Raw genomic sequence first — 26,052 nt, forward strand, 5'->3', positions numbered from 1 at the left:
TTACTCGGCGCTGGGGTAGCGGCCCGCCTTGACGTCGGCGATGAACGCCGTCCAGGCGGCCGGGTGGAAGGTGAGGGCAGGGCCCTCGGGGTCCTTCGAGTCCCGCACGGGGACGACGTCGAGGCCATCGGCGACTTCGACGCACTCGCCGCCCTCGCCGCCGCTGTAGGTGCTCTTGCGCCAGGTGGCACCAGTCAGGTCGATCATGCGGCGTAGCCCTCCAGGATGTCGCGGATCATGTCCGCCGACTGCTCCCGGGGGAGTGCGGCGGCCTGGAGCAGATCATATTTCAGGCGGGCGTTTTCGACCTCGGTCACGTGCTCCTTGAGGGCAGTGGTCCACAGGCCCTCCACGTACAGCACGTCAGAGCGGTCCTGGTATGACCAGAGGGTGAAGTCGCCGTCCGTCGCCGCGTGAGCCCCGGCCGCGAACGGCAGGATCTGGACCGTCACGTTCGGGTTGGCGCACTCCTTGAGCAGGCGCTCAAGCTGTTCTGCCATCACCCCACGCCCGCCCACAGGGCGACGCAGCACTGCCTCGTCCAGGATGGTCCAGAAGTACGGCGGCTCCTCGCTCTTGAAGATCGCCTGCCGCGCCGCCCGCGCGGCGACCAGCGCCTCGATCCGTTCGTGCGTCGCGCGCGGCTGCGACGCCCGGATGAGCGCACGCGCGTACTCCTCCGTCTGCAACAGGCCGTGCACAACCTGGCTTCGGTACGTCCGGATGCGGATCGCCTGCGCTTCTTCCCGAGCCGCACCCTGGAACCAGTCCGGCAGCGCTTCCGCGAGCACCCGGCGGAGGATCCGCGCGAACCGTTCTCCCGTGCCCAGCGCAGCGTCCACCTCGTTCGTGAACGCCTCGGACGGCGTGCGGCGGCCCTTCTCGACGTTGCAGAGCTGCTGGTAGGAGTACGAGGTCTGAGAGGCCAGTTGGCGGCCGGAGATGCCTTGCGCGTCCCGCGCGAGGCGCAGTTCCTCGCCGAAGTAGCCGAGCCAGGAACCAGGGTTGCCGCCTTCGTCGCTGTCGGTGGTGCCCATGGTGCTGTCCTTTCCCGCGTATCCGGTTGGTGCTGAATACGCGGCCTCTCTGTTACCGACCGTGCTCAGGGCCCAACCTAGAGGCACATCCCCGGTCATGGGGGCGAAATGCGGAGAAAGGCGACTCCTGATGGCAACGACGCGCACCGGGCCCACGCCGGTGCCACCGGCCGCGATTCCGGCCCCCTCCCGGGCGGAGCCGGTCGTGTGGAGCTGGCCGCAGACGCCGAAGGCCGTACCGCTCGCCCGGCGGGGTCTGCGGGAGGTGCTCACGGCGTGGGGGATGACGGCGGTCGCGGACGACGCCGAGCTCGTCCTCGCGGAGCTGCTCAGCAACGCCGTCGAGCACGCGCGTGCCGGGAGCGGGATCGTCGAGACGCGGTGCGGTCCGCTGCCGCGCGGCGCCGGCGTGCGGGTGGAGGTGTGTGACGGGGACGCCTTCCGTGTTCCGGTGCTGGGCAGCGGGGCCGAGGACGCGGCCCGGGGGCGCGGGCTGCACCTCGTCGACGTGCTCACGCACCGGATGTGGGGCGTGGCCTCGCGCGAGGACGTGCCGGGCAAGGTGGTGTGGGCGCACGTCGGCGGTACGGCCGGGCACAGCGCGCCCTACTGCGACGCGGTCGCGATGCTGGGGACCCGGCTGGCCGCGCGGGTGCTCGGGTTCGGCGAGGACGTGGCCTCCGACCTGATCGCCCGCAGGCTGCTGTGCGCGCTGGAGCGCGGGCACGAGGGCGACCACGCCGGGCTCGTCTACGACCACCTCGCGGGCCCGGACGCGGGAGCCGTCTGGTCGGCGTGGGGCGGTACGCGGGCCCGCCCGCGCGAGGTCGCCGTACGGCCGGACTGCCCGGCCCCCGGCCCCACCACCGGCTGCGCCCTCTTCGCGGCGCACCCCGGGCGCCACACGTGGGAGTGGGAGGGCTGATCCGGCGTGCCCGGCCCACCGCGTGCCGGCGGCGCAGGCCGCGGGTGGCTCAGAGCCGGACGACCATGAGCGAGACGTCGTCCTGCTGGCCGTCCGGCCCGGCCATCGCCGTCAGCAGGCCGTCCGCCAGCTCCGCGGGCGGGAGGGTGCGCAGTTCGCGGACGGCGGCGACGAGGCGGTCGAGGCCGACGTCGATGTCCTCGTCCCGCCGCTCGATCAGCCCGTCCGTGTACATCACCAGGAGGGAGCCGGAGTGGTAGTCGACGGTCGCCTGCGGGCGCGGTACGTGCTCCAGGCGCACTCCCAGGGGCGGGTCGGTCGCCTGGTCCAGGAAGCAGAAGGAGCCGTCGGTCCGCATGAGCACCGGCGGCGGGTGGCCCGCGTTGCTGTACGTCAGCAGTGAGCTCTCCGGGTAGACCTGGCACGCGAAGGTCGTCGTGGACATCGCGCCCGGCAGCGCGCGCGAGTACAGGCCCAGTGTCTCCAGCGCCCCGCTCGGGCCGTCCGCGACGCGCATCGCCGCGCTGAGCGCGCTGCGGAGCATGCCCATGATGGCCGCCGCGTCCACCCCGTGGCCGACGACGTCGCCCACCGTCAGCCCGAGCCGGCCTTCCGGGAGGTCCACCACGTCGTACCAGTCGCCGCACGCGTTGAGGTCGCGCAGCGCCGGGCGGTAGCGCACCGCGATCTCGGGGTGGGCGTCCAGGTCGGGGTTCGCGAGCATCGCGCGCTGGAGGGTGAGGGCCAGGTCGCGGGTGCGGCTGGTCATCTCCTGGAGGCGGGCGTTGGCCTGCTGGAGCTCGCGCGCGCGGGTGAACAGCTCCGCGCGCGGCGCCTTCATCAGCTCGCCGTCCGGTACGGGCTCGACGCCCTCGCGCTCCCAGCGGACGAAGGAGGTGACGTCGTCGACGCGGTGGATGATCAGCTCCACCCGGCCGTCCGGACCGGTCAGCGGGTGGTTGGTGACGTTCCACCAGCGGGGCTCGAACATGCCGGGCCGGTCCGGGCGCGGGATCGCGAAGCGGTGCAGCAGCAGCACGTTGGGGTTGCCCGTGCGCAGCGCCAGTTCCAGGCCGTTGCGCTGGGCCTCGACGGCCTGGGACGTCGGCTCGCCGGGGTCGGGCGGGTAGGCGTCGAAGTAGCTGGTGCCGGTCAGCTCGTCGGCGGTGCGGCCGGTGACCTCGGAGTACGCGTCGTTGAGGGTGACGATCCTGAGGTCGCGGTCCAGGACGACGCAGGCGGCCGGGACGGCGGCGAAGAGGGCTGCGTAGTCCAGGGCGGGCCCGCCGCCCCGCGCGCCGCCGCGCCCCGCGGCCGTAGCGCCCGCACCGCCGCTCTCCCGTTCGCCCCCCGCCACCGCGTCGCCTCCGCCCGCTCCCGCCCGGTTCCGTCCGGCGGTCCAGTCAACCTGCGGGCGCCGCCCGGCCCGCGCACGCCTTCCGCGACGCGCCCGTACGGCCCCCGTCCAGCGCAGTGCCCGCGCCGGTGGAGGCGCCCACCTGCGGATACGCCCGTGGGTTGGACGGGACTCTTGCCACGCGTGGGACGACGCCCTTACGGTCCTTGTTCCGAAGCAGTTGTGGGAGCGCTCCCATACAGATCGAATCGAATCGAAACGCGATCGAACCGCATCGAAAGGATCCCGCCCCCACCGCGCTTGCTCGGTCCCCCCACCTCCGTGCCTGTCATCGAAAGGACAAGCATGAAGTCGCTACGGCAAGCTCTCCGCTCCACCCGCAGAACGGCCGTCGCCGCGCTCGCGGCGCTCGGCCTCGGCGTCGGCGGCCTCGTCACCCTGGCCTCCGCGCCCGCCGCGCACGCCGACACCCAGATCTGCGACCAGTACGGCTCGACGACGATCCAGGGCAAGTACGTCGTGCAGAACAACCGCTGGGGCACCTCGGAAACCCAGTGCATCAACGTCACCAGCAGCGGCTTCCAGATCACCACGGCCAACGGCTCGGTGGCGACCAACGGCGCGCCGAAGTCGTACCCGTCGATCTTCAACGGCTGCCACTACACCAACTGCTCGCCCGGCACCAACCTGCCCGCGCAGCTCAGCCAGATCAGCAGCGCGCCCACGAGCATCTCGTACAACTTCGTGAACAACGCGGTGTTCGACGCGGCCTACGACATCTGGCTGGACCCGACGCCGAAGACGGACGGCGTCAACAAGACCGAGATCATGGTGTGGTTCAACCACGTCGGGTCGGTCCAGCCGGTGGGCTCCAAGGTCGGCACGGCCAACGTCGGCGGCCGCAGCTGGGACGTGTGGACCGGCAACAACGGCGGCAACGACGTCATCTCCTTCGTCGCCCCCTCGGCGATCAGCAGCTGGAACTTCGACGTCAAGGCCTTCGCGAACGAGACGATCAGCCGCGGGATGGCCCAGAACAGCTGGTACCTCACCAGCGTCCAGGCCGGTTTCGAGCCCTGGCAGAACGGCGCGGGCCTGGCCGTCACGAGCTTCTCGTCCTCCGTCAACATCGGCGGCAGCTCGACGAACGGCGGCACGTCGACCGGCACCACCAGCGGCACGACCAGCGGTGGCAGCACCGGCGGCACGGGCAGCTCCGGCTGCAAGGTGACCTACGCGACGCAGACCTGGTCCGGCGGCTTCACCGCCAACGTCACGGTCGCCAACACCGGCTCCAGCGCGGTCAACAACTGGAAGCTCGGCTTCACCCTGCCCTCGGGCCAGACCGTCACCAGCGCCTGGAACGCCACGGTGAGCCCGTCCTCCGGCGCCGTCACGGCGAGCGGCATGTCCTACAACGCCTCGATCCCGGCGGGCGGTTCGCAGTCCTTCGGTTTCCAGGGCACCTCGACGGGCAGCACGGCGTCCCCCAGCGCCTTCACCCTGAACGGCACCCCCTGCTCCTGACCGGTCCCCTGTGACCCGGCGGCTCTTTCCTTCCCGACCGCAGCCGCCGCACGGCGCCGCCCGCCCTTCCGGCGGGCGGCGCCCGTGTGTGTGTGGGGGCGACGCCCCGCCCGGCCTCAGTCGAGGCAGAACTCGTTGCCCTCCGGGTCGGTCAGGACAATGTGGCCGGCGGCGAGCGGGGGCTCGGGCTCGTGGCGGCGGCCGCGCTTGGCGCCGAGGGCGACCAGGCGGTCGCACTCCGCCTCCAGCGCGGCCATCCGCTCCTCGCCCCGCAGCCCGGGCGCGACGCGGACGTCGAGGTGCACGCGGTTCTTGCCCGCCTTCTCCTCGGGGACGCGCTGGAAGAAGATGCGGGGACCGCGGCCCTCGGGATCCTCGATCGCCGAGCGGGCGTCGCGCTCCTGCGGCGGCACCCCGACGCGCTCCAGGAACTCCGCCCACGCCGCCAGCGGGTCCGCGCCCTCGGGCACCTCCACACCGGGCGGCCCCGGATGGACGTATCCCAGCGCGTCACGCCAGAAGGACGACAGTGCCAGCGGGTCGTGCGCGTCGAAGGTGATCTGGACCTGACGGCTCATCGGCTGCTCCGTTCACTCGGCTCACGCGGATCGTGCCCAGCCTGGCAGCAGGGTCCGACAACGGGGGCGGGCCGGGTGCGCGGGCGGCGGGAAGAACGCCGCGGGGGACGCGCCCGGAAAAGCGGGTGCGTCCCCTGCGGGGTTCTCGGCGGCGGGTGCCGGGAGGAACTGAATTCGCGGCCTAGTAGGGGCCGTTGACGTTGTCGATCGAGCCGTACACGTGGTAGGCGTAATTGCACGCGGCGGTGATGTTCGCGACCGGGTCGTAGATGTTGTTCGAGGTGCCCGGCACGTGGTACGCGTCGAAGGTCGGCTGGATCACCTGGAGCAGACCGATGGACGGGGTGCCCGCCGCGGCGTTGGAGTCCCAGAGGTTGATGGCATTCGGGTTGCCGGAGGACTCCCGCATGATGTTGCGGTAGATGCCGTCGTAAGTGCCGGGAATTCCCTGCTGCTTCATGATGGCCAGCGCGTGGTTGATCCAGCCGTCCAGGTTGTCCGGGTAGGCGGTGGCGGTGCTCGCCGTCTGCGCGGTGGCCGTCGCGGTGGTGCTCTTCGCCGTGGTCGCCGCAGCCGTCCTGGCCGGCGCCGCGGGCGCCTTCGCGCCGGGGGCGTGCGGGAGGTGGAGGACCTGGCCCGGGTGGATGATGTACGGGCTGCGGATGTGGTTGCGGGCGGCTATGCCCTTCCATCCGCCGGTCACCTTGTGGTGCCGGGCGATACCGATCAGGGTGTCGCCCTTCTTGACCGTGTACGTGCGCTTGCCGGTCTTGTGCCCGGCCTTCTGCTGCGCGGCCACGGTCGACTTCGCGGGGGACTTCGCCGGGGCGGCGGCGCTCGCCGTACCGGTGACGATCCCGCAGGACAGCGCGGCGAACGTTCCGGCGACGACAGCTCCGCGCAGGGAGACCAGACGCTTGGGGAGCGAGCGGTTACGGGCGTGCTTCGGCATGGTGCGGACCTCGTTCCAGTCAATTCCTCTCCGCAGGCGCCGGCCCCCGCCGATGCCAATCCGACCCGCATTTCGTTTGCGGTGCGCTGCGGCGAGCACATTGGTATCAGCTCGAATTTGACGCGACAATTACCTGCTGTTCTAAGCGGCGTAGTAGAAAGCCCGTCCGGCCGGGTCCGGGGTTCCCCGGGGAATGGGCCCGCCGGCGGGGGCCGGAATCACTAAGCGCGGTAGTAAGTGATGTGCGTCCTGTGGCGCGCGTCACGCTCCCGCGGGCCCTTTTGCCGCGGCCTTATCGCATGAATAAGTCCTCAACTTCCTTAAGAAGTCATTTATGGCTTACCCGGTAAAACGGACAAGTCGGCCGCCCTCGGGGCTCCGCCGAAGGGGCCCGGCGTCCCTATCCTGGTGCCGCACCCGGGACAGGGAGGACTGTGCGGTGACGCTGCTGGAGGGGGACCCGCCGCACATCGGCGGGTACCGGCTGGAGCGCAGGCTCGGCGCGGGGGGCATGGGAGTGGTCTTCCTGGGCCGCTCGGTGTCCGGGCGGCGGCTCGCGATCAAGGTCATCCGGCCGGAACTGGTCACCGACGAGGGCTTCCGCATCCGCTTCCGGCGCGAGGTCGCGGCGGCGCGGCAGGTCAGCGGGGCCTTCACCGCCCCCGTCGTGGACGCCGATCCGGACGCCGAACGGCCCTGGCTCGCCACGCTCTTCGTGCCCGGCCCCTCGCTGCACGAGCACGTCGCCTCCGCGGGCCCGCTCGCCGCGGGCGCCCTGCGCGCGCTGGCCGCCGGACTCGCCGAGGCGCTGCGCGACATCCACCGCGCGGGCCTGGTCCACCGCGACCTCAAGCCCGGCAACGTGCTGCTCGCGGACGACGGCCCCCGCGTCATCGACTTCGGCATCGCCCGCGCCGTCGCCGCCGCCCCGCTCACCACGACCGGCGTCGTCTTCGGCACGCCCGGCTACATGGCCCCCGAGCAGCTGCGCACCGGCGGCAGCGGACCGGAGGGCGACGTCTTCGCGCTCGGCTCCGTGCTCGTCTTCGCCGCGACCGGCCACGGCCCCTTCGACGGCGAGGGCGCGTACGGCGTCGGCTACCGGGTCGTCCACGAGGAGCCGGACCTGACCGGGCTGCCCGGCGAGCTGCGGCCGCTCGTCGAGGCGTGCCTGGCGAAGGAGCCCGGCGAACGGCCCACGGCGGAGGAGCTGCTGCTCTCCCTGGCGGCGGCCCCGGGCGACGCGCCCGCCGGGCACACACCGTCTGCCGCACCGGCCGGGCACGCACCGTCTGCCGCGCCCGCCGCGGAGCCCGCCCTCCCCGCCCCCGCCGACACCCCGACCCGTCCGGACACGCCCCCCGCGCCGGCCGCACCGCCCGCCGCCGGGCCGGACGCCGCCGCACCGCCCGCCGCCGGGCCGGACGCGGTGGGGGAGACCGGGAGCTTCCGGCCCGGCCCGCCCGCCCCCTCGGCTGCGCCCGGCGTCCCCGACCCCTCCCCGTCTCCGCCCCCGCCCCCGGACCCGGCGGGGCGGCGGCCGCGGCGGAAGCGGACCGCGGCCGTCGTCACCGGTGCCGTCCTCGCCCTCACGGCGGCCGTGACCGTCCCCCTGGTGGTCCTGCACGACCGCGACGGCGACCGCGGGCGGGGCGCGTCCTCCCCGCGGCACGAGGCCACCGCGTCCTCCTCCCCCTCCTCGGCCGCCGCCTTCTCCTGTGCCGGTGCCCGCGGGCATGTGCGGGCGGACGGCTCGAATCTGCTCGGCCCGCTCATGAACCGGTGGGTGCAGCGCTTCCAGGAACTGTGCCCCGCCGCCGCGGTCGACTACCTGGCCACGGGCCCGGACGCGGGGCTGACCGCCTTCCTGTCCGGGCAGGCGGAATTCGCGGTGGCGGACGCCCCGCTCGACCAGCGCGGCGTCGACCGGTCGAGGAGCCGTTGCCCGGGCCCGGGGGGCGGGCAGGCCGTCGACGTGCCGCTCGCCGCCACGCAGGTGGCGGTCGTCTACAACGTGCCCGGGGTCCAGGACCTGGTCCTGGACGCGCCCACGCTCGCGAGGATCTTCGACGGCCGCGTCACCCGCTGGAACGACGCGGCGATCGCGCGGCTCAACCCGGGCGCCGCGCTCCCCGCCACCGCCGTCCGGCCCGTCCACCGCGCCGACTACAGCAGCTCCACCCTCGTCCTGACCGGCTACCTCCACGCGGCCGCGGGGTCCGCCTGGCCCTATGCCCCCGGCGGCTCGTGGCCCGGCCGAGGCGGCACCGGGAGCACGGGCGTGCTCGCCCAGGAACACGAGGTCGCGTCGGTGGTGGGCGCGATCGGCTACGCCACCCCCGGCCCCGGCGACACGCTCGCCACCGCGCGGCTCGTGACCGGCACGGGTGGGCCCGTGGCGATCGGCCCCGCCACCGCCACCGCCTTCGTCGCGCACGCGGCCGCGAACGGCGGCCCCGGCGGCGGCCTCGCGCTCACCCCCGACCCCGCCGGCCCCGGTCCGGGTGCCTACCCGCTCACCGCCGTCAACTACGCCGTCGTGTGCGCGAAGGGCAACGACCCCGCGGCCCTCGCCGTGCTGCGCGCCTTCCTGGCGTACGCCACGGGTGCGTCCGGCCGTCAGGACGCCACCGCCCTCGGCTACGGCCCCCTGCCCGACACGCTGCTGACGCCCGTCCGGAAGGCGGTCGCGGGCCTGGGCTGAGCCGTCCCGCCCCGGGCCCGCGCCGCGAAGTGCCCTTCAGCAGGCGGGACTTTGCGGACGCACACCCTAGGCTGCTCTGTTATGCACATAGGACCAGACAGATCCGCTGCCCCGTCCGTCTCCGCGCTCGCCCGCGGCTCCGCCCCCGCCCTCGCCGCCGCGCTGCTCGTCGCCTCGGTCGCCGTCAGCGGCTGCTCGTCCGGCTCGGGCGGCGGCTCGGCCACGGAGGAGGCGCTGCGGCACCTGCCGAAGAGCGCCGCCTCGGGCCAGGTGAGCTACGTCGACCAGGAGCGCGTGCGCAAGCTGAGCGCCGCCGACGACAAGCGCTACCGCTCCGTCGCGGTGTCGCCCAGCCGGCTGCTGAACACCTACGGGACGCCGCCGTGGGGCGACGCGCTCAAGACCGGCCAGATCGCGAGCGAGATCGACGCCGGTGTCCTCGGCGCGTGGAAGGGCGACTTCGACGCCGACGCCGTCGTCGCGAAGCTCAAGGCGGCCGGCTACAAGGCCGTGAAGAAGGACGGCAAGGACGTCCTGGCGTACGAGGGCACGGGCGACAGCCACACCGGCGAGCTGACGATCCTGGTCACCGACGACGAGCTGCGCTACTCGGGGAACGCCAAGACCTTCACGGCGGCCGACCCGGACAAGGGCGACTCACTCGCCGGCTCGGACCAGTACCGGCGCGCGGCCGACTGCCTCGGCGACGTCTACCGCGCCGACTTCAACGGGCTGAGCACCAAGGACGCCGTGCAGCTGACGGTGCTCGGCCAGGCGGACGACGGCGGCAAAAACACCGAGGTGATGTGCGTGGTCACCAAGGACCAGGACACCGCCGACGACGTCGCGGGCCGCCTGCGGGCGGCCGCCGCGAAGAAGCCGAAGCTCTACGGCGGCAGCAAGGTGACCGTGGGCAAGGGCGATCTCCCGTACGTCCGGGTGACGGTCCCCGACAGCGCCGAGCAGCACCCCGGCCGCCTCATGGTGAGCAACATCGACCTGTGGCTGGCCCTCCCCGACGAGGACTGAGCGCGGCCCCTCCGCCCGCCGCGGCCTGCCGGGACGTGCCTGATCCCGCCCCCCCGCCCCGGCGGGCGGGGGGCGGGGGGCGGGATGAGACACGGCTCACCCCCTCCCAAATACGCATCTGAAATACAACATTGATAGTGTCCCGGTGTGCGGCTGACCAGATACACCGACCTCGCGCTCCGCGCGGTGATGCGACTGGCCGTCGTGGACGACGGCCCCGAGCTGCTCACCACGCGGCAGATCGCCGAGTCGATGCGCGTCCCGTACACCCACATGGCCAAGGCCGTCGCACAGCTCCAGCACCTCGGCGTCGTCGAGGCGCGGCGCGGGCGGGGCGGCGGGCTCGCGCTGACGGACGCGGGACGCCGCGCGCCGGTGGGGGACCTGGTCAGGACGCTGGAGTCGGACCGGGAAGCCGTGGTGTGCGAGGGTGCCGAGCCCTGCCCGCTCGCGGCCGCCTGCCGGCTGCGGCGCGCACTGCGGGACGCGCAGGAGGCGTTCTACGGCTCGCTCAACGCCCTGACCGTCGCCGATCTGGTGGCCTCGCCGACCGGGCCCGTCCTGCTGTCGCTGGGGGCGCCGCCGGGCTGAACGGGGCCCGTCCGCAAGGGCCGTGAGAGGTGTGAGGCGACATGCCGCCGCGCGTGCGGCCGCTCCTGCCTGCCCGCCGACGCTGAATACGCATTCGACATACCAATTTCAACAACCGTCCGAGGAGTGAGTGCCCGATGCTGTCCGAGCAGTCCGTTCCCGTGGTGGAGGCCACCCTGCCCGCTGTGGGGGCGTCGCTGAACACGATCACCGAGGCCTTCTACCGCCGGTTGTTCGAGGAGCGCCCGGAGTTGCTGCGCGACCTCTTCAACCGCACCAACCAGGCCACCGGTACGCAGCGCCAGGCGCTCGCCGGCGCGGTCGCGGCCTTCGCGACGCTGCTCGTCGAGCGCCCGGCCGAGCGGCCCGACGCGATCCTGTCGCGCATCGCGCACAAGCACGTCTCCCTCGGCATCACCGCCGACCAGTACCCGCTCGTCGGGCGGCACCTGATGGGCGCCGTCGGCGAGGTGCTCGGCGAGGCCGTCACCCCCGAGGTCGCCGCCGCCTGGGAGGAGGTGTACTGGCTGATGGCCAACGCGCTCATCGCCGCCGAGGCGCGGCTGTACGCCGGGGCGGGCGTCGCGGAGGGCGACGTGTGGCGGCCCATGGAGGTCACCGCGCGCACCCGCGAGGCCGACGACGCCGTCTCCCTCGTCCTGCGCCGCACCGACGGCCTGCCCACCCGGCCCTTCCTGCCCGGCCAGTACGTCGGCGTCCGCGTCCAGCTCCCGGACGGGGCACGGCAGATACGCCAGTACAGCCTGTCCGCCGCGCCCGACCGCAAGACCTGGCGCATCACCGTCAAGCGCGAGACCGGCGCGGAGGGCGCGGTGCCGGACGGCGAGGTCTCGACCTGGCTGCACGACAACGCAAGGGTCGGCGACGTCCTCGACGTGTCGCTGCCCGCGGGCGACCTGGCACTGCCGGACGGCGACAGCCCGCTCGTCCTGGCGTCGGCCGGCATCGGCATCACCCCCGTACTCGGGATGCTCGACCACCTCGCCCGCACGTCCTCGCGGCGGCCCGTCACCGTCATCCACGCCGCCCGCAGCCCGCGCCACCACGCCCACCGCGAGGAGCAGGCCGAACTCGTCGGCCGGCTGCCCGGGGCCGAACTGCACCTGTGGTACGAGCAGGACGCGCACGAGGCCGCACACCCCGCTGCGCGCACCGGCCGCGCCGATCTCGCCCACCTCACCCCCGACCCGGCGAGCACCGCCTACCTGTGCGGCCCGCTGCCCTTCATGCGCGCGGTGCGCGGCCAGCTGCTGGCCAAGGGCCTCCACCCGTCCGCCGTCCACTACGAGGTCTTCGGCCCCGACCTCTGGCAGAGCCGCTGACGCCCCGCCGGACGTGGGTGCCTGCGTGACCCGGGCGCGGGGGAGCGCGGGTCACGCAGGCGGGGCCCCCGGCGGCACGGCGAACCGCCGGGGACCCGGCTCAGCCCGCCCGGGAGTACCTCCGGGGCAGGGTGCGGCCCGCGCGGCGGGCGGCGCCGCAGGACCGCGCGTCACGGCACCACACCAGCTCCACCGGGCCGCGGTCGTCGAGGCGTTCGCGCACCGCCCACTCGGTGGTCGTCCGCCCGCAGTGGTCGCAGTGGCGCGCCCCCGCGGGGGACGCGGCCGGGGGCGTGCCCCGGAGCGCGGCGGCCGTCTCGTGATCAGGCATGCACCCAGAGTCGTGGGCGGGGCCGGACGAGGGTAGTACCGTCTCGGGTTCCCGCGGCGGTAACCCCCGTGCACGAAGCCCCGGTCGGGCTTCCACGAGCCCGACGAGTACGAGGAAGCGCCGAGCCACGTGAGCCCCTCACCCATCCCCTCCGGCGTCCTGGCCAGGCCGGACCTCCGGCACGCCCTGCGCGAGCACGACTTCGCCGCCGCCTTCCGGCTGCTGAAGCAGTACGCGGGCCTGTCCCAGAACAAGATCGCCCTCGCGTGCGGCCTCACGCCCGGCAAGGTCTCGACGATCATGTCCGGCAGCGCGCAGATCACCTCCATCGAGGTGCTGCGGCGGATCGCCGACGGCCTGCGCGTCCCCGGTGACCTGCTCGGCCTGGCCGCCCGCCCCTGGGAGCGCGCCCGCGCACCGCAGTCCGTGCCCGACCCCGAGGTGCCGCTGCGTGTGGACACCCCCTGGCAGGCCGCCGCGACCGTCGACCTGGCCGCCCGGCTCACCCGCGCCGACCTCGCGACGGACCGGCGGGCACTGGCCCGCGCCCTCGCCGCCACCGCCATGAGCGGTCCCGTCCTGCTGGACTCCCTGGAGGGCTGGATGCACCCCGGCGAGGCGGGCCGGCGGCGCGTCCGCCCCGGCCGGCTGGGGCTGCGCGACATCGAGCAACTGGAGGAGACCGCACGGGCGTTCCGCGCCTGGAACCACAGTTACGGCGGCGGCCTGCGGCGCCGCGCCGTCCTCGGCCAGCTCTCCGAGGTGACCGCGCTGCTGGGCGAGCACCAGGCCCCGGACGTGGAGGAACGCCTCTACCGGGTGCTCGCCGTGCTGGCCGGCACCGCGGCCGGCGCCGCCTGGGACTGCGGCCTCCAGCGCCGCGCCCAGGACTACTACCGGCTCAGCCTGCGGGCCGCGCACGCCGGCGGCGACCGGCTGTGGGGCGCCAACGTGCTGGCCGGCATGGCCCGCCAACTCCTCTACGCCGGAAGGCCGTCGGACGCGCTGGAGCTGGTCCGGCTCGCGCAGGACGGCTCCCGCGAGGTCGCCGGACCGCGGCTGCGGGCCATGCTGCACACCCGCGAGGCCTGGGCGCTCGCCGCGATGGGCCGCACCGCCGCCTTCACCCGCGCCACCGAGCAGGCCCGGCACGCCCTGTCCGGGGCGGACGGCAGCGGCCGGGAACCGTACTGGATCGGCTACTTCGACGAGGCCGAACTCGCCGGCACCACCGGCGGCCGGCGCCTGGAACTCGCCCGCAAGGACCCGCACCTGCACGCCGAGCAGGCCGGCGAGGAGATCCGGCACGCCCTCGCCACCCGCGGCGAGGGCGCCGGGCGGGCCGTCGCCCTCGACCGGCTCGGCCTCGCCGAGACCTGCTTCCTGCTCGGCGACCTGCACTCCGCCGTCGCCGAGACGCACGCCGCGGTCGACGCCGCCTCCGGGGTGCGTTCCGGCCGTGTCCGCGAAGGCGCGCAGTGGCTCTACTCCTGCACCGTCGGGCACGGGCACTCGGCGCCCGTGCGGGAGGCGCGCGCTAGGCTCCGCGAGCAACTGGCCGACTGAGGGGGGAACGCCGTGACGACGCCGGGCGTGACACTGGCCGTGACCGGGCACATCAACCTCACACCGCCGTCCGTCCCGCTCGTACGGGCCGCCCTCGACGACCTCCTCGCCCCGTGCGCCGGACCGGGGCTCACGGGGGTGTCGTGCCTCGCGGCGGGCGCCGACAGCGTCTTCGCCGAGGCCGTGCTCGCCGCGGGCGGCCGGCTCGTCGTCATCGTCCCCTCCCGCGACTACCGCGCCGCGAAGGTCGCCCCCGCGCACGCCGGGCGCTTCGACCGGCTGCTCGGCGCCGCGGCAGAGGTCGAGGTCATGGACCACGCCACGGCCGGCCGCCGCGCGTACGAGAGCGCCAACCGCGCCCTGCTGCGCCGCGCGCAGCGCCTGGTCGCGGTGTGGGACGGCCGGCCCCCCACGGGCCGCGGCGGCGGCACGGCCGACACCGTTCTGGAAGCGCGCGCGCTGGGCATACCGGTGGACGTGGTGTGGCCGGAGGGCGCCGCCCGCGGGTAGCCGCGGGCGCCGGGCCTCACGCCGCCGCGGGCAGCGGCTCCGGCTCGGCGCGGGGGAGCAGGAGCGGCGTCGCCAGCACGAGGACGCCCGCCAGCGCGAGGGCCGGGCGGATGCCGATCAGCGCGCCGAGCACGCCCCACACCGCCGTGAGCAGCGCCGTCGAGGCCTTCGTCGTCACCGCCCAGGCCGACAGGGTGCGGGCGACCCGGTCCGGGGCCGCGCGTTCGAGACGGGTCGTGGCGCAGACCGGGTTGAAGACCGCGCAGCAGAAGATCAGCCCCGTCTCGACGCCCATGACCACCAGCAGCCCGCCCGCCCCCGGCCCGACGAGAGCCAGCCCCACCGGCCACACGGCGCGCAGGGTGCCCGAGGCGACCAGCACCCGGTGCTGCCCGAAACGCGTCACGAACCGCCGGGCCAGCCGCGAGCCGAGCAGGCCCGCGAGCGAGGGCGCGGCGAAGGCCAGCCCGTACTCCCACGGTGTGAAGCCCAGGCGGCCCAGCAGGAGCACGGCCAGCAGCGGTTCGGCCGCCATCACCAGCGCGTTGAAGAGGGCGGTGTTGGCGAACAGCGGCCGCAGCACCGGATCGGCGAGGATGTGGCGCCAGCCGTCGAGCAGGTCGCGCGGCCGCACCCGCGGCGCCTTCGGGCGCCCGGGGCGCGGCTCGTGGCCGCCCGTCGCGCGGATGCCGAGCGCGGAGAGCAGGTAGCTCGCCGCGTCGGCGGCCACCGTCGCCACCGGCCCGAGCAGCGCGATCGCCGCACCGCCCAGCGGCGGCCCGACGACCGTGGCCGTCCACGCCGTGGACTCGAAGCGCGCGTTGGCCGTCAGCAGGTGCTCCGGCGGCACCAGCGTCTTCAGATAGGCGCCGGAAGCGGCGCGGAAGCCGATGTCCGCCGCGGCGACCACCACGGACACCAGCAGCAGCTGCGGGTACGTCAGCGCGCCGAACGCGTACGCCGCCGGGATGGTCAGCAGCGCCACGCACCGCACCAGGTCGAATCCCACCAGCACCGGCCGCTTGCGGCGGAATTCCACCCACGGCCCCAGCGGCACCGCCACCACCGCGCCGACCGCCGCGCCCGTCGCCGCCAGCGCGGCGACCTGCGCGGGCCCGGCGTGCAGCACCCGGACGGCGATGAGCGGGAAGGCGCCGAAGGCCAGCCACGTGCCCAGCGCGCTCGTCCCGTACGCCCCCCACAGCCACCCGAACCGCCGCCCCAGCCGGCCACCCGCCTCGGCCATGTCCCCGCCCCTCCGTCTCCGCGCGACGGCCGGGGGAACCCGGGCCGCGACCCGGAGCATCCAAGCCGGGGCCGGCGGCGGCGCGCAAACAACCGCCGGGCCGCTGGGCCACAACCACCGGTTGTGTCCCTAGGGTGGCGGTGTGGACCTCGACACCGTGCGGACCTTCGTCGCCGCGGCCGACGCGGGGCGCTTCCAGGAAGCCGCCGCGGAGCTCTCGCTCACCCAGCAGGCCGTCTCCAAGCGCATCGCCGCACTGGAGCGCAGCCTCGGCGTACGGCTGTTCACCCGCACCCCGCGCGGGGCCGAACTCACCGTCGACGGCCAGGCGTTCCTGCCGCACGCGCGCGAGCTGCTGCGCGTCGCCGAGCGCGCGGCCGCGTCCGTACGCACCGGCGGACGCCCCCTGCGCGTCGACATCATCGCCTCGCGCAGCGCCGCGTCGGGGGTGATGCGCGCCTTCCACCGCGCGCACCCCGCGATCGCGCTCGACGTGGTGATGCTGTTCGGGTTCGGGGAGGCCGTCGACGCGATCCGCTCCGGCTCCCTCGACGCCTCCTTCCGCGCCGTGGCCGCCCCCGGCCTCCCGCTCCCCGAGGACATCGCCTGCGCCCGCGTCCTGGACGAGCCGCTCCAGCTGCTCACCGGCCCCGCCCACGCCCTGGCGGAGGCCCCCTCCGTCCCCCTCGCCGGACTCGCCGGCCACCGCATCTGGATGCCCGGCCTCGCCCCCGGCACGGAATGGGCCGCGTACTACGACGACCTGGCCACCGCATTCGGCCTCACGATCGAGGCGACCGGCCCCAACTTCGGCTCCGACGCCCTCCTCGACACCATCGCCGACACCCCCGCGCTGGCGACCTTCATGGGCGCCTTCTCCCTGCCCCGGCTGCCGCAGGACGGCACCCCCGGGCAGCGCGGCCTGCGTCTCGTCCCCGTCACCGACCCGGCCCCCGTCTACCCCCACGCCCTCCTGTGGCACCGCGACAACCCCCACCCCGCCCTCCCGCTCCTGCGCGCCCACCTGGCCGCCACCACCCCCGGCCACGGGTCCCCGGGGACCTGGACCCCGCCGTGGACACCGGCGGAGTGAGGGCGCCACCGGTCCACGGCGCCCGGCCGGGAGGAGCCGCCCGGCAGGACCGCGGCGGGCCTCAGATCATGGGCGGCTCGTCCCCGGACGTGGTCCGGTTGCGGTTGGCCATCTCCTCCCAGAACGAGTGCAGTTCCCGCACCGGGATGCTCACCCAGGGCGCGGTGCGCCGGCTGATCGCGGGCGGACGCCAGCGGAAGCGGCTGTGCAGGAGGGCCTGCTGCTGGCGGCAGAACGGCTCCTCGATCTCGGTCTGCGCCTTGCCGGCCTTGGGCGGGTACGGGCACAGCCGGAAGCGGCAGGTGGCCACGCAGGTGGCACCCGGCTCGTCCTCGTCCGCCCGGCCGACACTGCGCTCGGGATGCAGCGGGGTGCGGTCGTGCGTGACGCACGGCGGCAGGAGGGGGGTGTCGGCCCGCGCCAGCCGGTCCTCGATGTCGTCGGGGCCGCTGTTGCGCTCGGTGAGGTTGAGCATCACCAGGACGTCGGCGATCAGCCTCTGGGCCCGCGGGTGCAGCACGCTCCACCCGACCGAGGGCGCGATCCACAGGTTGTGCTTGCGATAGCGCTCCGGGTCGGCGGGGGTGGAGCCGACGTTGCCGACCGCGCCCTTCTCGTCGATCCACAGGAACCGCTCGGGGTGCCCGGTCTCCAGGGCGAGCGTCACCAGGTCCCCGGCCTCGGCGACGAAGGGGTGCAGCAGCCGGTCGCCGTGGTGCCCGCCGGTGCCGTCCTCGGCGGGCGGGTCGTGCGCGGTGCCCGCCATGGACAGCCAGCGGGCCACCGACCGCACCGGGTCGTCGGTCGCCGCCCTGCCCGGGGCCCGCCCTCTCCCCGGCGGCGCCGCGCGCCCGGTGCCGTCCTCCGGCAGCTGCCACAGGCACAGCGCCTGGAGCAGGATCACCTGCGCGTGCCAGTAGCGGCTGCAGGCGAGCATCCGCTCGGCCTGCTTGACCAGGTAGGCGCGGGTCTCGTCGCGGGAATCGGGGTGCCGCCTCCTGCGGTTGGCCGTGTTCTTCAGCCCCTGGGCGAGCGCGTTCTCCAGCGACAGCGGCAGGTCGGGTGCCGCGCCGCCGGTGCCGGACAGCGCCGCCCCGCCCTGGCCGGCGCGGGGGGCCAGGTGCATCAGCCACCTCTCCAGGCGCTCCTTGGCCTCGTCGCGGTAGGTCCCGGAGACCGATCCCACGAACATGGGCAGCACCCACGTCCGCATGACGCAGTAGCGCCAGATCCGGGCCCGCTCCTCGTCGTACCGCTCGACGGCCGCCAGGTGCTCCGCGTCGCGTCTGGCGGCGCTGGCCGTGTCGCGCGGGTCGGCCCGGCGGCCGCCCTCCTGCCAGGCCCTGTACTCCTCCCCCCGCTTGCGCCCGAGCTCCTTGACCCACCCCAGGTAGAGCTCGACGGGGTCGTCCCCCTTCGGGAAGTGCCGGATCAGGACGTCGAAGGACGCGTCGCCCCCCGCGGCCAGCTCGCGCACGATGGCGAAGCGCACCGAGTGCGACGACTCGTAGGTGCCGAGGTCGAAGAACGTGTCGTAGGGCTGCGGGACCGCCGGCGAGCCGTCGCCGCCGGTCCTCCCGCGGGTACGCCGGTCCGCCTCGTGGAGGGCGGCCCCGAACCGGCCGACCAGCCGCAGCTTCGCCTCCTCCACCGACTGCTGGTCGCCCTCGACCGACAGCGTCCTCCACCTGTCCAGCAGCGACACGGCCACGTCCTGCAGGTCCTCCTGCGGATCGACGCTGCCGATCTCCAGGGCGGTGGCGTAGAGGTCGAAGAACTTCACGTCCTGGCGGTCGTCCGCGTTCTCGCGCAACTTCCGCAGCAGACCGCGCGGGAACAGCCCGCCCCCCGCGCCGGCCGGCGCCGGGGACCCGGGAGACCGGGCCCCGGCCCCGGCGGCCCGCCGACGGGACAGCAGGACGAGCGCGATGAGCAGTTCGCGGCTGGGGCCGGGCATGCGCAGGGCGGGCTCGACGACGCGGCACAGCCCCTCGTCGGTCATCTCGGCCAGCAGGCGGTGGCCCAGGTAGGCCTGGATGATGCTGTGCGGGAAGCGGACCCGGTTGCGGTAGCTCTTGACCAGGCCGAGCTGCTGGGCGCCGGCCGCGAAACGGGCCAGCGCGGTCCGGCACTCCTCCGCGTGCTGCTCGGGATCCAGCCAGTGCGCGTCGCCGCCGTTCGTCCGCCCGCGGGGATGTGCGAGGCGGTCCCCGAAACGCCGGCTCAGCGTCTCCCAGATCTCCCGGGACCGCTCCTGGCGGTCCGGCCCGAGGAAGCTGTCGAAGCTCACGTCGAGGCTGTCCTCCAGCAGCCCCAGGCAGGCGAGCGCGGAGACGACCCAGAAGGTGTCCTGCCGCTCCTCGCGGCTCATCACCAGCCGGTCGAACAGCCGCCCGTCCTCGACGCCCTCGCGGTAGGTGTCCAGCAGCCACAGGCGCAGGGTCGAACGGTCGTGGCTGCGGGTGTCGAGGGTGCCGCGGCGGCTGCCGGCCGACGCGTGATCCAGCAGGTTGTGCTGCCCGAGCACCCGGGCGACCTGCAGGTAGATCGGTGAGTCGGAGATGTCGGCGGTCTCCACGATCCAGTCCAGCCGCCGCTCGTCCGCCTCGGCGGCGTCCTTGGCCAGGTACTCCAGGGCCGCCTCCTCGCTCAGCGGCTCCAGCTCGGTGATGGCGGCCCGGGTGCCCTCCAGGGGGGCGTGCGGGCGCGAGGCGATGACGACCGGCAGGTGCTGGCGGTCGGCGCGGTCGATGGCCCGGCGGATGATGTTGTCGCGGTCGTCGCGGTGCTCGTCGTCGAGCAGGGCCTCCTCCAGCCCGTCCGCCAGGACGACGACCTTGTCGTCCAGGCGCAGCTGCCGCCAGGTCTTGTCGATCTGGCCCTCGGCGAGCACGCCCGGATCCGCCTCCTCGGCGAAACGGCGCCGGGCCAGCTTCTCGAAGTCCAGCTCGCCCGCGCCGTCGCAGTCGCGCAGCCGGACGGGCACCGGTACGGCGTCCTGCCGGGCCAGCATGCGGGTCAGCTCCACCAGGACCGCGGTCTTGCCCACCCCCACGCCGCCGACGATCAGATAGGGCTTGCGGGTCCGGCGGTCGCGCAGGGTCTGCGCGATGACCTGCGCCAGCTCGTGGCGCCCGACGATCCGGTCGACGAGGGTGCCCGAGGTGGGCACCAGTTCGTGCGGGGCCGTCCTGGCCTTCCGCACGAGGGGCCGCTTGGTCCTGTGGAACCAGTACAGCAGGAACAGGGTGAGCACGAAGGCGGCCACCAGGAACGGACCGAGGTAGCCGATGAGCGTCGAGAACCAGGTCTCGTTCGTCGGCCGGTGGAAGAAGGTGTGCTCGCCGTTCACCGCGTCGTAGACGATCGCCGCCACCCACGCGGCCAGCAGCAGCGTGCCCACGTAGGCGTAGATCCGCAATACGCGGCCGAACGACAGCCGCCACCTGCGCCAGTGGCGGTTGGGCACGATGCTGCGGCGGGCCTCGCGGCTCGTCAGCCACCACCGCCAGCGGCGGCCGATCGCGCCGCCCACGCGGGCCGACAGGCGCCGCGGGTACAGCGTGTACCAGGGCGCGCTGCGCGGGCGCTCTTTCCCGTCCGGGTGCCGAACGACCTTGGTCATGGTGCGGTCCTCCGCCCCCCGAGGGGTCGGTGACTCGGTCCGGGGCCGCGGACCCCGCCCAGGCAGGCGGCCGCGCTTCCCGGCCATTCCATGGAAGCACGCCTGATGCCGCCCGCAACACGGCCCTCAGGTCAGGACGAGCCAGCGGCGGCCGTCGAGGAGTTCGCGGACCGCGTCGAGGTGCCCGGCGTGGCAGGCGGTCTCGGTGATGACGTGCAGCAGGACGTCGCGCAGCGTGTGCAGGTGCGGTCCGCCGAACAGATCGCGCGGCCACCAGGCCGGCGGGGTGTCGGCGTGACCCGCGGCGGCGACCGCGTCCGCGAGCTCCGCCTCCCGCCGGTACCCGTCCAGCACGTCGGCGGCCCGCACGTCCGGTGCCACCTGCCAGGCTTCGTCGCCGCTCGTCAGGCCCTGGACGACCTGCCGGTCCCCGGCGACGACCGCGCGGAACCAGAACCGCTCGACGTCCAGCGCGAGGTGCTGGACCAGGCCCAGGCAGTGCCATCCGGACGGCAGCACGGGCCGCCGCAGTGCCTCCTCGTCGAGGCCGTCGAGGGCGCCGAGGACATGGCGGCGCTGCGCGTCCAGGACCCTGAGCAGTGTCCCGACCTCGGGATCCGGTGTGTGCGCGGTCGTGTTGTCAGCCATAGGCACCGAGGATCGCGGACTTCGCGCGGCAGCGCGAGCGTTTTCGGCCGCGGGACGCAGGACGTTTTCGGCCGCGGGGCCGCAGGGCCGCGGGGGGAAGCCGCCCCGGCCGCGGGCGGAGGGGGCGGCAGACGAGCCGGGCTGTAGGCCGGGTTCTGTGCACCGGGCGCCTCGCGGCGGCCCGGGCGACGGCCATCCATCTAGGGCTGCCGTTGCCGGCAGCCTCGTGCGGTCTACCCGCGGACTCGGGCGGGCAGCCCTCGGACGTCCGCGCGGACGGTGCGTCGCCGTACCGTCCTCTTGACCTTGCTCCGGGTGGGGTTTACCTAGCTGCCCAGGTCACCCTGGGCACTGGTGGTCTCTTACACCACCGTTTCACCCTTACCGGGGACCGAGATCCCCGGCGGTCTGTTTTCTGTGGCACTTTCCCGCGGGTCACCCCGGGTGGCCGTTAGCCATCACCCTGCCCTGTGGAGCCCGGACCTTCCTCGGCGGGATCCGGAGATCCCGACGCGGCCGTCCGCCCGGCTCGTCTGCCGTACCCGCCATCGTAGTGGATCAGGGCGCCGGCCCCGTGCCGCGGCCGCGTAGGCTGGCCCGGACCGCACCCCGCCCGAGGAGAAACCGTGCTCGTCCTGCTGCCGCCGTCGGAAGGGAAGACCGGCGCCGTACGCGGGCGGCCGCTCGCCCTCGACACGCTGTCGCTGCCCGCGCTCACGCAGGCCCGCGCGGCCGTGCTCGACGAGCTGGTCGCGCTGTGCGAGGGGGACGGGGACAAGGCCGCGGACGTGCTCGGGCTCACCCCCGGGCTGCGCGGCGAGATCGCCCGCAACGCCGCGCTGCGCACCGCCCCCGCGGTGCCCGCCGGGCGGCTCTACACCGGGGTCCTCTACGACGCGCTCGGCCTCGGCACCCTCGACACCGCCGCCAAGCGCCGCGCCGGGCAGTCGCTGCTGGTCTTCTCCGGCCTGTGGGGCGCCGTGCGGCCCGCCGACCGCATCCCCGCGTACCGCTGCTCCATGGGCGTACGGCTGCCGGGGGCGGGCGGGCTCGCCGCCTACTGGAAGCCGCATCTGGAGCGGGTGCTCCCGGAGGCCGCGGGGAGCGGGCTCGTGCTCGACCTGCGCTCGGCGGCCTACGCGGCGGCCTGGCGGCCGCGGGGGGAGGTCGCGGGGCGCACGGTCACCGTGCGGGTGCTCCAGGTCACCGTCGTGGACGGCGTCGAGCGGCGGGCCGTCGTCTCGCACTTCAACAAGGCGACGAAGGGCCGCGTCGTGCGGGCCCTGCTCACCTCCGGGGCGCGGCCCCGGACCCCGCAGGCCCTCGCCTGCGACCTGCGCGACCTGGGCTTCACCGTCGAGACGGACGGGCCGCGCTTCGACATCCTCGTCCGCGAGGTCTGAGCCCGCCGGGCGCACCGCCCCCGCCCCGGGCCGCCCCCGGGGCCCTGCGCGGCCGCCGGCGCCCTGTGGCCGCGCGCGCTTCCCCGCACCCACGAGAACGTGCCCCCCGCACAGGTCCACCCGGCGTTGCGGCATGCGCAACGCGCGTTGCAGGGGCTGCGGGCCCGGGCCAGGATGGGCGTATGGACTCCGTGTTCGGGCTCGCCCCGGTGATACCCGTGGTCGTCGTCGAGGACGCCGACGACGCCGTACCCCTCGCGCGGGCGCTCCTCGCCGGGGGGCTCGGGGCGATCGAGGTGACGCTGCGGACGCCCGCCGCCCTCGACGCGCTCGCGGCGGTGGCCCGCGAGGTGCCCGGCGCGGTCGTGGGAGCCGGGACGGTGCTCACGCCCGATCACGCGGCGGCGGCGGCAGCGGCCGGGGCGCGCTTCCTGGTCAGCCCGGGGTGCACGGAGACGCTGCTGGACGCCATGGGCGGGACGGGGCTGCCGTACCTGCCGGGCGTCTCGACGGCCTCCGAGGTCATGAAGCTGCTGGAGCGCGGTGTCACGGACATGAAGTTCTTCCCCGCCGAACCCGCCGGGGGCGCGCCCTTCCTGAAGTCGCTCGCCTCACCGCTGCCGCGCGCCCGCTTCTGCCCGACCGGCGGGATCGACGCGGCCCGCGCCCCGCAGTACCTGCGGCTGCCGAACGTCGCCTGCGTGGGCGGCAGCTGGATGATCCCGCCACAACTCCTCGCGGCCCGCGACTGGGAGGGCATCACCGCCCTGGCCAGGGAGGCGGCCGCGCTCGGTGCGGCCTAACCCCGGCGGCCCGGCGGGAATTCGTCGCCGTTCATGTCGGAGACCGTCGCGAACCAGGACGTGGCCCACACGGTGATGCAGTCCGCCTCGTGGACGATCTCGAAGGGGAGGCGGTTCCACATCCCGTACGACGTCACGTACACGGACTCTCCCGGGCTCAGCCAGTAGTCCTGGCCGACGGGTTCGAGCCACAGCTGGAGCAGGTCCCCGCCGTCGTTCTTCACCAGCAGGGGGACGGGGCTGCCCATCCGGCGGATGCCCTCGAAGCTGATGTCGCGGTCCGGCGGCACATTCGTCCGCAGCGGCTCCATGAGCCGTTCGACACCCGCACCCCGGGACGTGCCGTCCTGCGCTTCCCCGTCTCGTCCGTCCACGCGGTCATTGTGGCCCGGTGCCCTCCGCGGCGTCCGGGCAAGAAGCCAAGTGCGCGGTCGAATTGAGGTACCGGACGGTCGCGTTGCCGTCCGCCCAGCAGGCGACCGCCGACAGGGACGCAGGGTCGAGGTCCATCCGGAAGAGGGCCTCGTACGGGGCGCCGAGCGCCAGCCGGAGCAGCGTCTTCAGCGGCGTGACATGGCTGACCAGCAGGACCGTGCGCCCCCGGTACGCGGCCAGCAGCGCGTCGCGCGCCGCGGTGACCCGTGCGGCGACGTCGGCGAAGCTCTCGCCGCCCGGCGGCGCGGCGGCGGGGGAGGCGAGCCAGGCGTCCAGCGCGGCCGGGTCGCGCCTGCGGGCCTCGGCGAAGGTCAGGCCCTCCCACGCCCCGAACGCCGTTTCCCGCAGGCCCGGTTCGACCGCGACCGGCAGCCCGAGCCGCCCGGCGGCCACCGCGGCGGTCTCCCGGCAGCGGGCGAGCGGCGAGGACACGACGGCGTCCACCGGCGGCCGCGCGTCCGCCAACGCCCGTGCCGCGCACGCCGCCTGCTCCCGCCCGCGGGCCGACAGCGCCGGATCCGCGCCGCCGCTCCCGGAGAAGCGGCGCCCGGCGGTCAGCCCGGTCTCCCCGTGCCGCAGCAGGAGCAGCACGGTCGGCGCCCCGAGGTCGGGGAGGGGCGAGGCGCCCGCCCCCGTACCCGGCGACGTCACCGGCCCTAGAGGCCCGAGTCGGCCGTACGCACCAGGATGCGGCGGCAGTTCTCGCACCGCACCACCTGGTTCGCGGGCGCCGCCCGCACCTCGTTCAGCTCGGTGATGTTCAGCTCCAGCCGGCAGCCCTCGCAGCGCTTCTGGTACAGGCGCGCGGCGCCGACGCCACCGCCCTGGCCGCGCAGCTTGTCGTAGAGCTTGATCAGCTCGTCGGGAACGGCCGCGGCCAGCACCTCGCGCTCCTTGGCCACCCTGAAGCCCTCGGCGTCGATGGCCTCCAGCGCCTCCGCCTTGCGCGCCTCGGCCGCCGCCGTCTCCGACTGCACGGCCGCGACGCGCTCGGCGAGCTCCGCGGCGCGCTGCTGCGCGGCCTCCCGGCGCTCCATGACGTCGAGCACGACGTCCTCCAGGTCGGACTGCCGCCTGGCGAGCGACGCCAGCTCGCGCTGCACGTTCTCCAGGTCCTTCGCGCCGAGCGCCCCGGAGTCCAGCCGCTGCTGGTCGCGTACGGCCCGCTGCCGCACCTGGTCGACGTCCTGCTCCGCCTTGGTCTGCTCGCGGGCGGTGTCGCTCTCCTCGGTCTGCGCGGCCACCAGCAGGTCGCGCAGCTGGGCGTGATCGGCGCCGAGGCGTTCGAGTTCGGCGTGCTCGGGGAGGGTACTGCGCTTGTGGTCCAGCTGCGCGATGCGCGAGTCGAGGGCCTGGACTTCGAGGAGGCGGATCTGGTCGGCGGGCTCGGCGTTCAGCGGGGGGCTCCTGGGCTGCTGGAAGGGACGGGAGAAGCGGAGGGGGCGTGCGCCGTCCACGGGTCGGTGACGGCGTACGAGACCTGGGTGCTGAGCGCCCAGCCGTGCCACTCGGCGAGCGCGTCCACCTGGCGGGCGGCCTGCGGGCACCACGGCCACTCGGTGGCCCAGTGCGCGGCGTCGATCAGCGCGAGCGGCGCGGCCTGGCGCGCCTCGGAGGCGGGGTGGTGCCGCAGGTCGGCGGTCAGGTACGCGTCCACGCCCGCGGCCCGTACCTGCTCGAAGAGACTGTCACCGGAGCCGCCGCACACCGCGACCGTACGGACGGGGGCCGCCGGGTCGCCGGCCACCCGCAGCCCGGTAGCCGTCGCGGGCAGCCCGCGGGCGGCCTGCGCGGCGAAGTCGGCGAGGCTCAGCGGCTCGTCCAGCACGCCGATCCGGCCCAGCCCGCGGCGCCCCGCCGGATCGGACGGGTCCGGCACGAGCGGCCCGGTCACCCGCAGCCCGACCGCCGCGGCGAGCGCGTCGGAGACCCCGGGGTCGGCGCGGTCGGCGTTGGTGTGCGCCACGTAGAGCGCGATCCCGTTGCGGATGAGGTCGTGCACGACCCGCCCCTTGAAGCCGGCCGGGCCCACGGGCGCGACGCTCGTGGTGCCGCGCAGGTACAGCGGGTGGTGCGTGACGAGCAGGCCGGCGCCGGCCTCGACGGCCTCGTCCACGACCTCCTGCACCGGGTCGACGGCGAAGACCACCCGGTCCACCTGCGCCTCCGGATCACCGCACACCAGTCCCACGGCGTCCCAGCTCTCCGCCGTGGCCGGCGGCCAGAGGGCGTCGAGGGAGTCGATGAGCTCGGATAGACGTGGCACGTCCACGAAGATTACCCGCCGCGGGCGTGCCGCAGGTCCTGCCCCTCGCGGAGGAGCCCCGGCCCCCGGCGGTGCGGCCGCCG

Annotated in this window: 24 protein-coding genes and 1 other RNA gene; 11 read left to right on the top strand and 14 right to left on the bottom strand. The window is 74.7% G+C overall.

Translation table 11 applies throughout. The features are described from left to right. Positions 1–207: a DUF397 domain-containing protein gene (locus ACH4SE_RS32770; protein ID WP_398547182.1), complete on the bottom strand. Its 207-nt coding sequence runs from the start codon at positions 205–207 to the stop codon at positions 1–3. Further along, positions 204–1,037 (bottom strand): helix-turn-helix domain-containing protein, encoded by an 834-nt coding sequence (locus tag ACH4SE_RS32775; protein ID WP_398547183.1) that lies wholly within the window; start codon positions 1,035–1,037, stop codon positions 204–206. Before ACH4SE_RS32775 ends, ACH4SE_RS32770 begins: the two co-directional genes overlap by 4 nt. A 130-nt stretch (positions 1,038–1,167) precedes the next feature. Here ACH4SE_RS32775 and ACH4SE_RS32780 point away from each other — a divergent pair, with 130 nt between their 5' ends. Further along, positions 1,168–1,962, top strand: a complete 795-nt coding sequence (locus tag ACH4SE_RS32780) for an ATP-binding protein (protein ID WP_398547184.1) — start codon at positions 1,168–1,170, stop codon at positions 1,960–1,962. Between the two features lie 49 nt (positions 1,963–2,011). Here ACH4SE_RS32780 and ACH4SE_RS32785 read toward each other — a convergent pair whose 3' ends face one another. Continuing rightward, complete coding sequence (locus ACH4SE_RS32785; RefSeq protein WP_398547185.1) at positions 2,012–3,319, bottom strand: PP2C family protein-serine/threonine phosphatase; 1,308 nt, start codon at positions 3,317–3,319, stop codon at positions 2,012–2,014. Between the two features lie 345 nt (positions 3,320–3,664). Here ACH4SE_RS32785 and ACH4SE_RS32790 point away from each other — a divergent pair, with 345 nt between their 5' ends. Further along, on the top strand, positions 3,665–4,846 hold the full coding sequence (locus tag ACH4SE_RS32790; RefSeq protein WP_398547186.1) for a cellulose binding domain-containing protein: 1,182 nt from the start codon (positions 3,665–3,667) through the stop codon (positions 4,844–4,846). A gap of 116 nt (positions 4,847–4,962) precedes the next feature. Here the strand turns inward: ACH4SE_RS32790 and ACH4SE_RS32795 are convergent, their stop codons facing one another. Together ACH4SE_RS32795 and ACH4SE_RS32800 are read right to left on the bottom strand one after the other, a co-directional pair. Beyond that, positions 4,963–5,424 carry a VOC family protein gene (locus ACH4SE_RS32795; RefSeq protein ID WP_398547187.1) on the bottom strand — a complete coding sequence of 154 codons (462 nt, stop codon included), beginning with the start codon at positions 5,422–5,424 and terminating at the stop codon, positions 4,963–4,965. Positions 5,425–5,605: 181 nt separating this feature from the next. Beyond that, positions 5,606–6,376: a LysM peptidoglycan-binding domain-containing protein gene (locus ACH4SE_RS32800; RefSeq protein ID WP_398547188.1), complete on the bottom strand. Its 771-nt coding sequence runs from the start codon at positions 6,374–6,376 to the stop codon at positions 5,606–5,608. 439 nt (positions 6,377–6,815) lie between these two features. On the opposite strand from ACH4SE_RS32800, the gene ACH4SE_RS32805 reads away from it, so the two are divergent. The 4 genes from ACH4SE_RS32805 (at position 6,816) to ACH4SE_RS32820 (ending at position 12,043) form a co-directional block, all read left to right on the top strand. Continuing rightward, positions 6,816–9,080, top strand: coding sequence for a serine/threonine-protein kinase (locus ACH4SE_RS32805; protein ID WP_398547189.1), 2,265 nt, complete (start codon positions 6,816–6,818; stop codon positions 9,078–9,080). Between the two features lie 81 nt (positions 9,081–9,161). Then, positions 9,162–10,109 carry a hypothetical protein gene (locus ACH4SE_RS32810; protein WP_398547190.1) on the top strand — a complete coding sequence of 316 codons (948 nt, stop codon included), beginning with the start codon at positions 9,162–9,164 and terminating at the stop codon, positions 10,107–10,109. A gap of 147 nt (positions 10,110–10,256) precedes the next feature. Continuing rightward, positions 10,257–10,700 carry an RrF2 family transcriptional regulator gene (locus ACH4SE_RS32815; RefSeq protein WP_398547191.1) on the top strand — a complete coding sequence of 148 codons (444 nt, stop codon included), beginning with the start codon at positions 10,257–10,259 and terminating at the stop codon, positions 10,698–10,700. A gap of 137 nt (positions 10,701–10,837) precedes the next feature. Beyond that, entirely contained in the window at positions 10,838–12,043 is a 1,206-nt protein-coding gene (locus ACH4SE_RS32820; protein WP_398547192.1) for a globin domain-containing protein, read from the top strand. Between the two features lie 100 nt (positions 12,044–12,143). On the opposite strand, the gene ACH4SE_RS32825 is transcribed toward ACH4SE_RS32820, so the two are convergent. After that, positions 12,144–12,374 carry a hypothetical protein gene (locus tag ACH4SE_RS32825; RefSeq protein WP_398547193.1) on the bottom strand — a complete coding sequence of 77 codons (231 nt, stop codon included), beginning with the start codon at positions 12,372–12,374 and terminating at the stop codon, positions 12,144–12,146. Positions 12,375–12,503: 129 nt separating this feature from the next. Between ACH4SE_RS32825 and ACH4SE_RS32830 the strand changes: the two genes are divergently transcribed. Next, positions 12,504–13,940 (top strand): helix-turn-helix domain-containing protein, encoded by a 1,437-nt coding sequence (locus ACH4SE_RS32830; protein ID WP_398547194.1) that lies wholly within the window; start codon positions 12,504–12,506, stop codon positions 13,938–13,940. A 12-nt stretch (positions 13,941–13,952) separates the two neighbouring features. Further along, positions 13,953–14,450 carry a hypothetical protein gene (locus ACH4SE_RS32835; RefSeq protein ID WP_398547195.1) on the top strand — a complete coding sequence of 166 codons (498 nt, stop codon included), beginning with the start codon at positions 13,953–13,955 and terminating at the stop codon, positions 14,448–14,450. 16 nt (positions 14,451–14,466) lie between these two features. On the opposite strand, the gene ACH4SE_RS32840 is transcribed toward ACH4SE_RS32835, so the two are convergent. Next, positions 14,467–15,696, bottom strand: coding sequence for an MFS transporter (locus tag ACH4SE_RS32840; protein ID WP_398547196.1), 1,230 nt, complete (start codon positions 15,694–15,696; stop codon positions 14,467–14,469). Positions 15,697–15,838: 142 nt separating this feature from the next. Between ACH4SE_RS32840 and ACH4SE_RS32845 the strand changes: the two genes are divergently transcribed. Then, complete coding sequence (locus ACH4SE_RS32845) at positions 15,839–16,789, top strand: LysR family transcriptional regulator (RefSeq protein ID WP_398547197.1); 951 nt, start codon at positions 15,839–15,841, stop codon at positions 16,787–16,789. Between the two features lie 61 nt (positions 16,790–16,850). On the opposite strand, the gene ACH4SE_RS32850 is transcribed toward ACH4SE_RS32845, so the two are convergent. The 3 genes from ACH4SE_RS32850 to rnpB all read right to left on the bottom strand — a co-directional run bounded on the left by ACH4SE_RS32850 (position 16,851) and on the right by rnpB (position 21,594). Then, positions 16,851–20,414, bottom strand: coding sequence for an ATP-binding protein (locus ACH4SE_RS32850; RefSeq protein ID WP_398547198.1), 3,564 nt, complete (start codon positions 20,412–20,414; stop codon positions 16,851–16,853). A 126-nt stretch (positions 20,415–20,540) separates the two neighbouring features. Then, positions 20,541–21,062 carry a DUF664 domain-containing protein gene (locus ACH4SE_RS32855; RefSeq protein ID WP_398547199.1) on the bottom strand — a complete coding sequence of 174 codons (522 nt, stop codon included), beginning with the start codon at positions 21,060–21,062 and terminating at the stop codon, positions 20,541–20,543. A gap of 128 nt (positions 21,063–21,190) precedes the next feature. Then, an RNA gene (gene rnpB, locus ACH4SE_RS32860) (RNase P RNA component class A) lies at positions 21,191–21,594 on the bottom strand. A 94-nt stretch (positions 21,595–21,688) separates the two neighbouring features. Here rnpB and yaaA point away from each other — a divergent pair. Next, positions 21,689–22,465: a peroxide stress protein YaaA gene (gene yaaA / locus ACH4SE_RS32865; RefSeq protein WP_398547200.1), complete on the top strand. Its 777-nt coding sequence runs from the start codon at positions 21,689–21,691 to the stop codon at positions 22,463–22,465. Between the two features lie 182 nt (positions 22,466–22,647). Further along, complete coding sequence (gene eda / locus ACH4SE_RS32870) at positions 22,648–23,268, top strand: bifunctional 4-hydroxy-2-oxoglutarate aldolase/2-dehydro-3-deoxy-phosphogluconate aldolase (protein WP_398547201.1); 621 nt, start codon at positions 22,648–22,650, stop codon at positions 23,266–23,268. Here the strand turns inward: eda and ACH4SE_RS32875 are convergent. Genes ACH4SE_RS32875 through ACH4SE_RS32890 form a run of 4 tightly spaced genes read right to left on the bottom strand, consistent with a single transcriptional unit; the run spans position 23,265 to position 25,969 of the window. Beyond that, a complete protein-coding gene (locus ACH4SE_RS32875; protein WP_398547202.1) occupies positions 23,265–23,642 on the bottom strand; it encodes a hypothetical protein in 378 nt (125 codons plus the stop codon). The genes eda and ACH4SE_RS32875 overlap by 4 nt on opposite strands. Positions 23,643–23,646: 4 nt before the next feature. After that, entirely contained in the window at positions 23,647–24,354 is a 708-nt protein-coding gene (locus ACH4SE_RS32880) for a histidine phosphatase family protein (RefSeq protein WP_398547203.1), read from the bottom strand. Positions 24,355–24,359: 5 nt separating this feature from the next. Then, the gene (locus tag ACH4SE_RS32885) at positions 24,360–25,100 is read right to left on the bottom strand and encodes a zinc ribbon domain-containing protein (RefSeq protein ID WP_398547238.1); all 741 of its coding nucleotides are present in this window, start codon (positions 25,098–25,100) and stop codon (positions 24,360–24,362) included. Beyond that, positions 25,097–25,969, bottom strand: a complete 873-nt coding sequence (locus ACH4SE_RS32890; protein ID WP_398547204.1) for a Nif3-like dinuclear metal center hexameric protein — start codon at positions 25,967–25,969, stop codon at positions 25,097–25,099. The genes ACH4SE_RS32885 and ACH4SE_RS32890 overlap by 4 nt, the downstream gene beginning before the upstream one ends. Between the last annotated feature and the right edge of the window lie 83 nt (positions 25,970–26,052).

It is taken from the genome of Streptomyces sp. NPDC020983 (assembly GCF_044333485.1).
Taxonomy (GTDB): Bacteria; Actinomycetota; Actinomycetes; order Streptomycetales; family Streptomycetaceae; genus Actinacidiphila.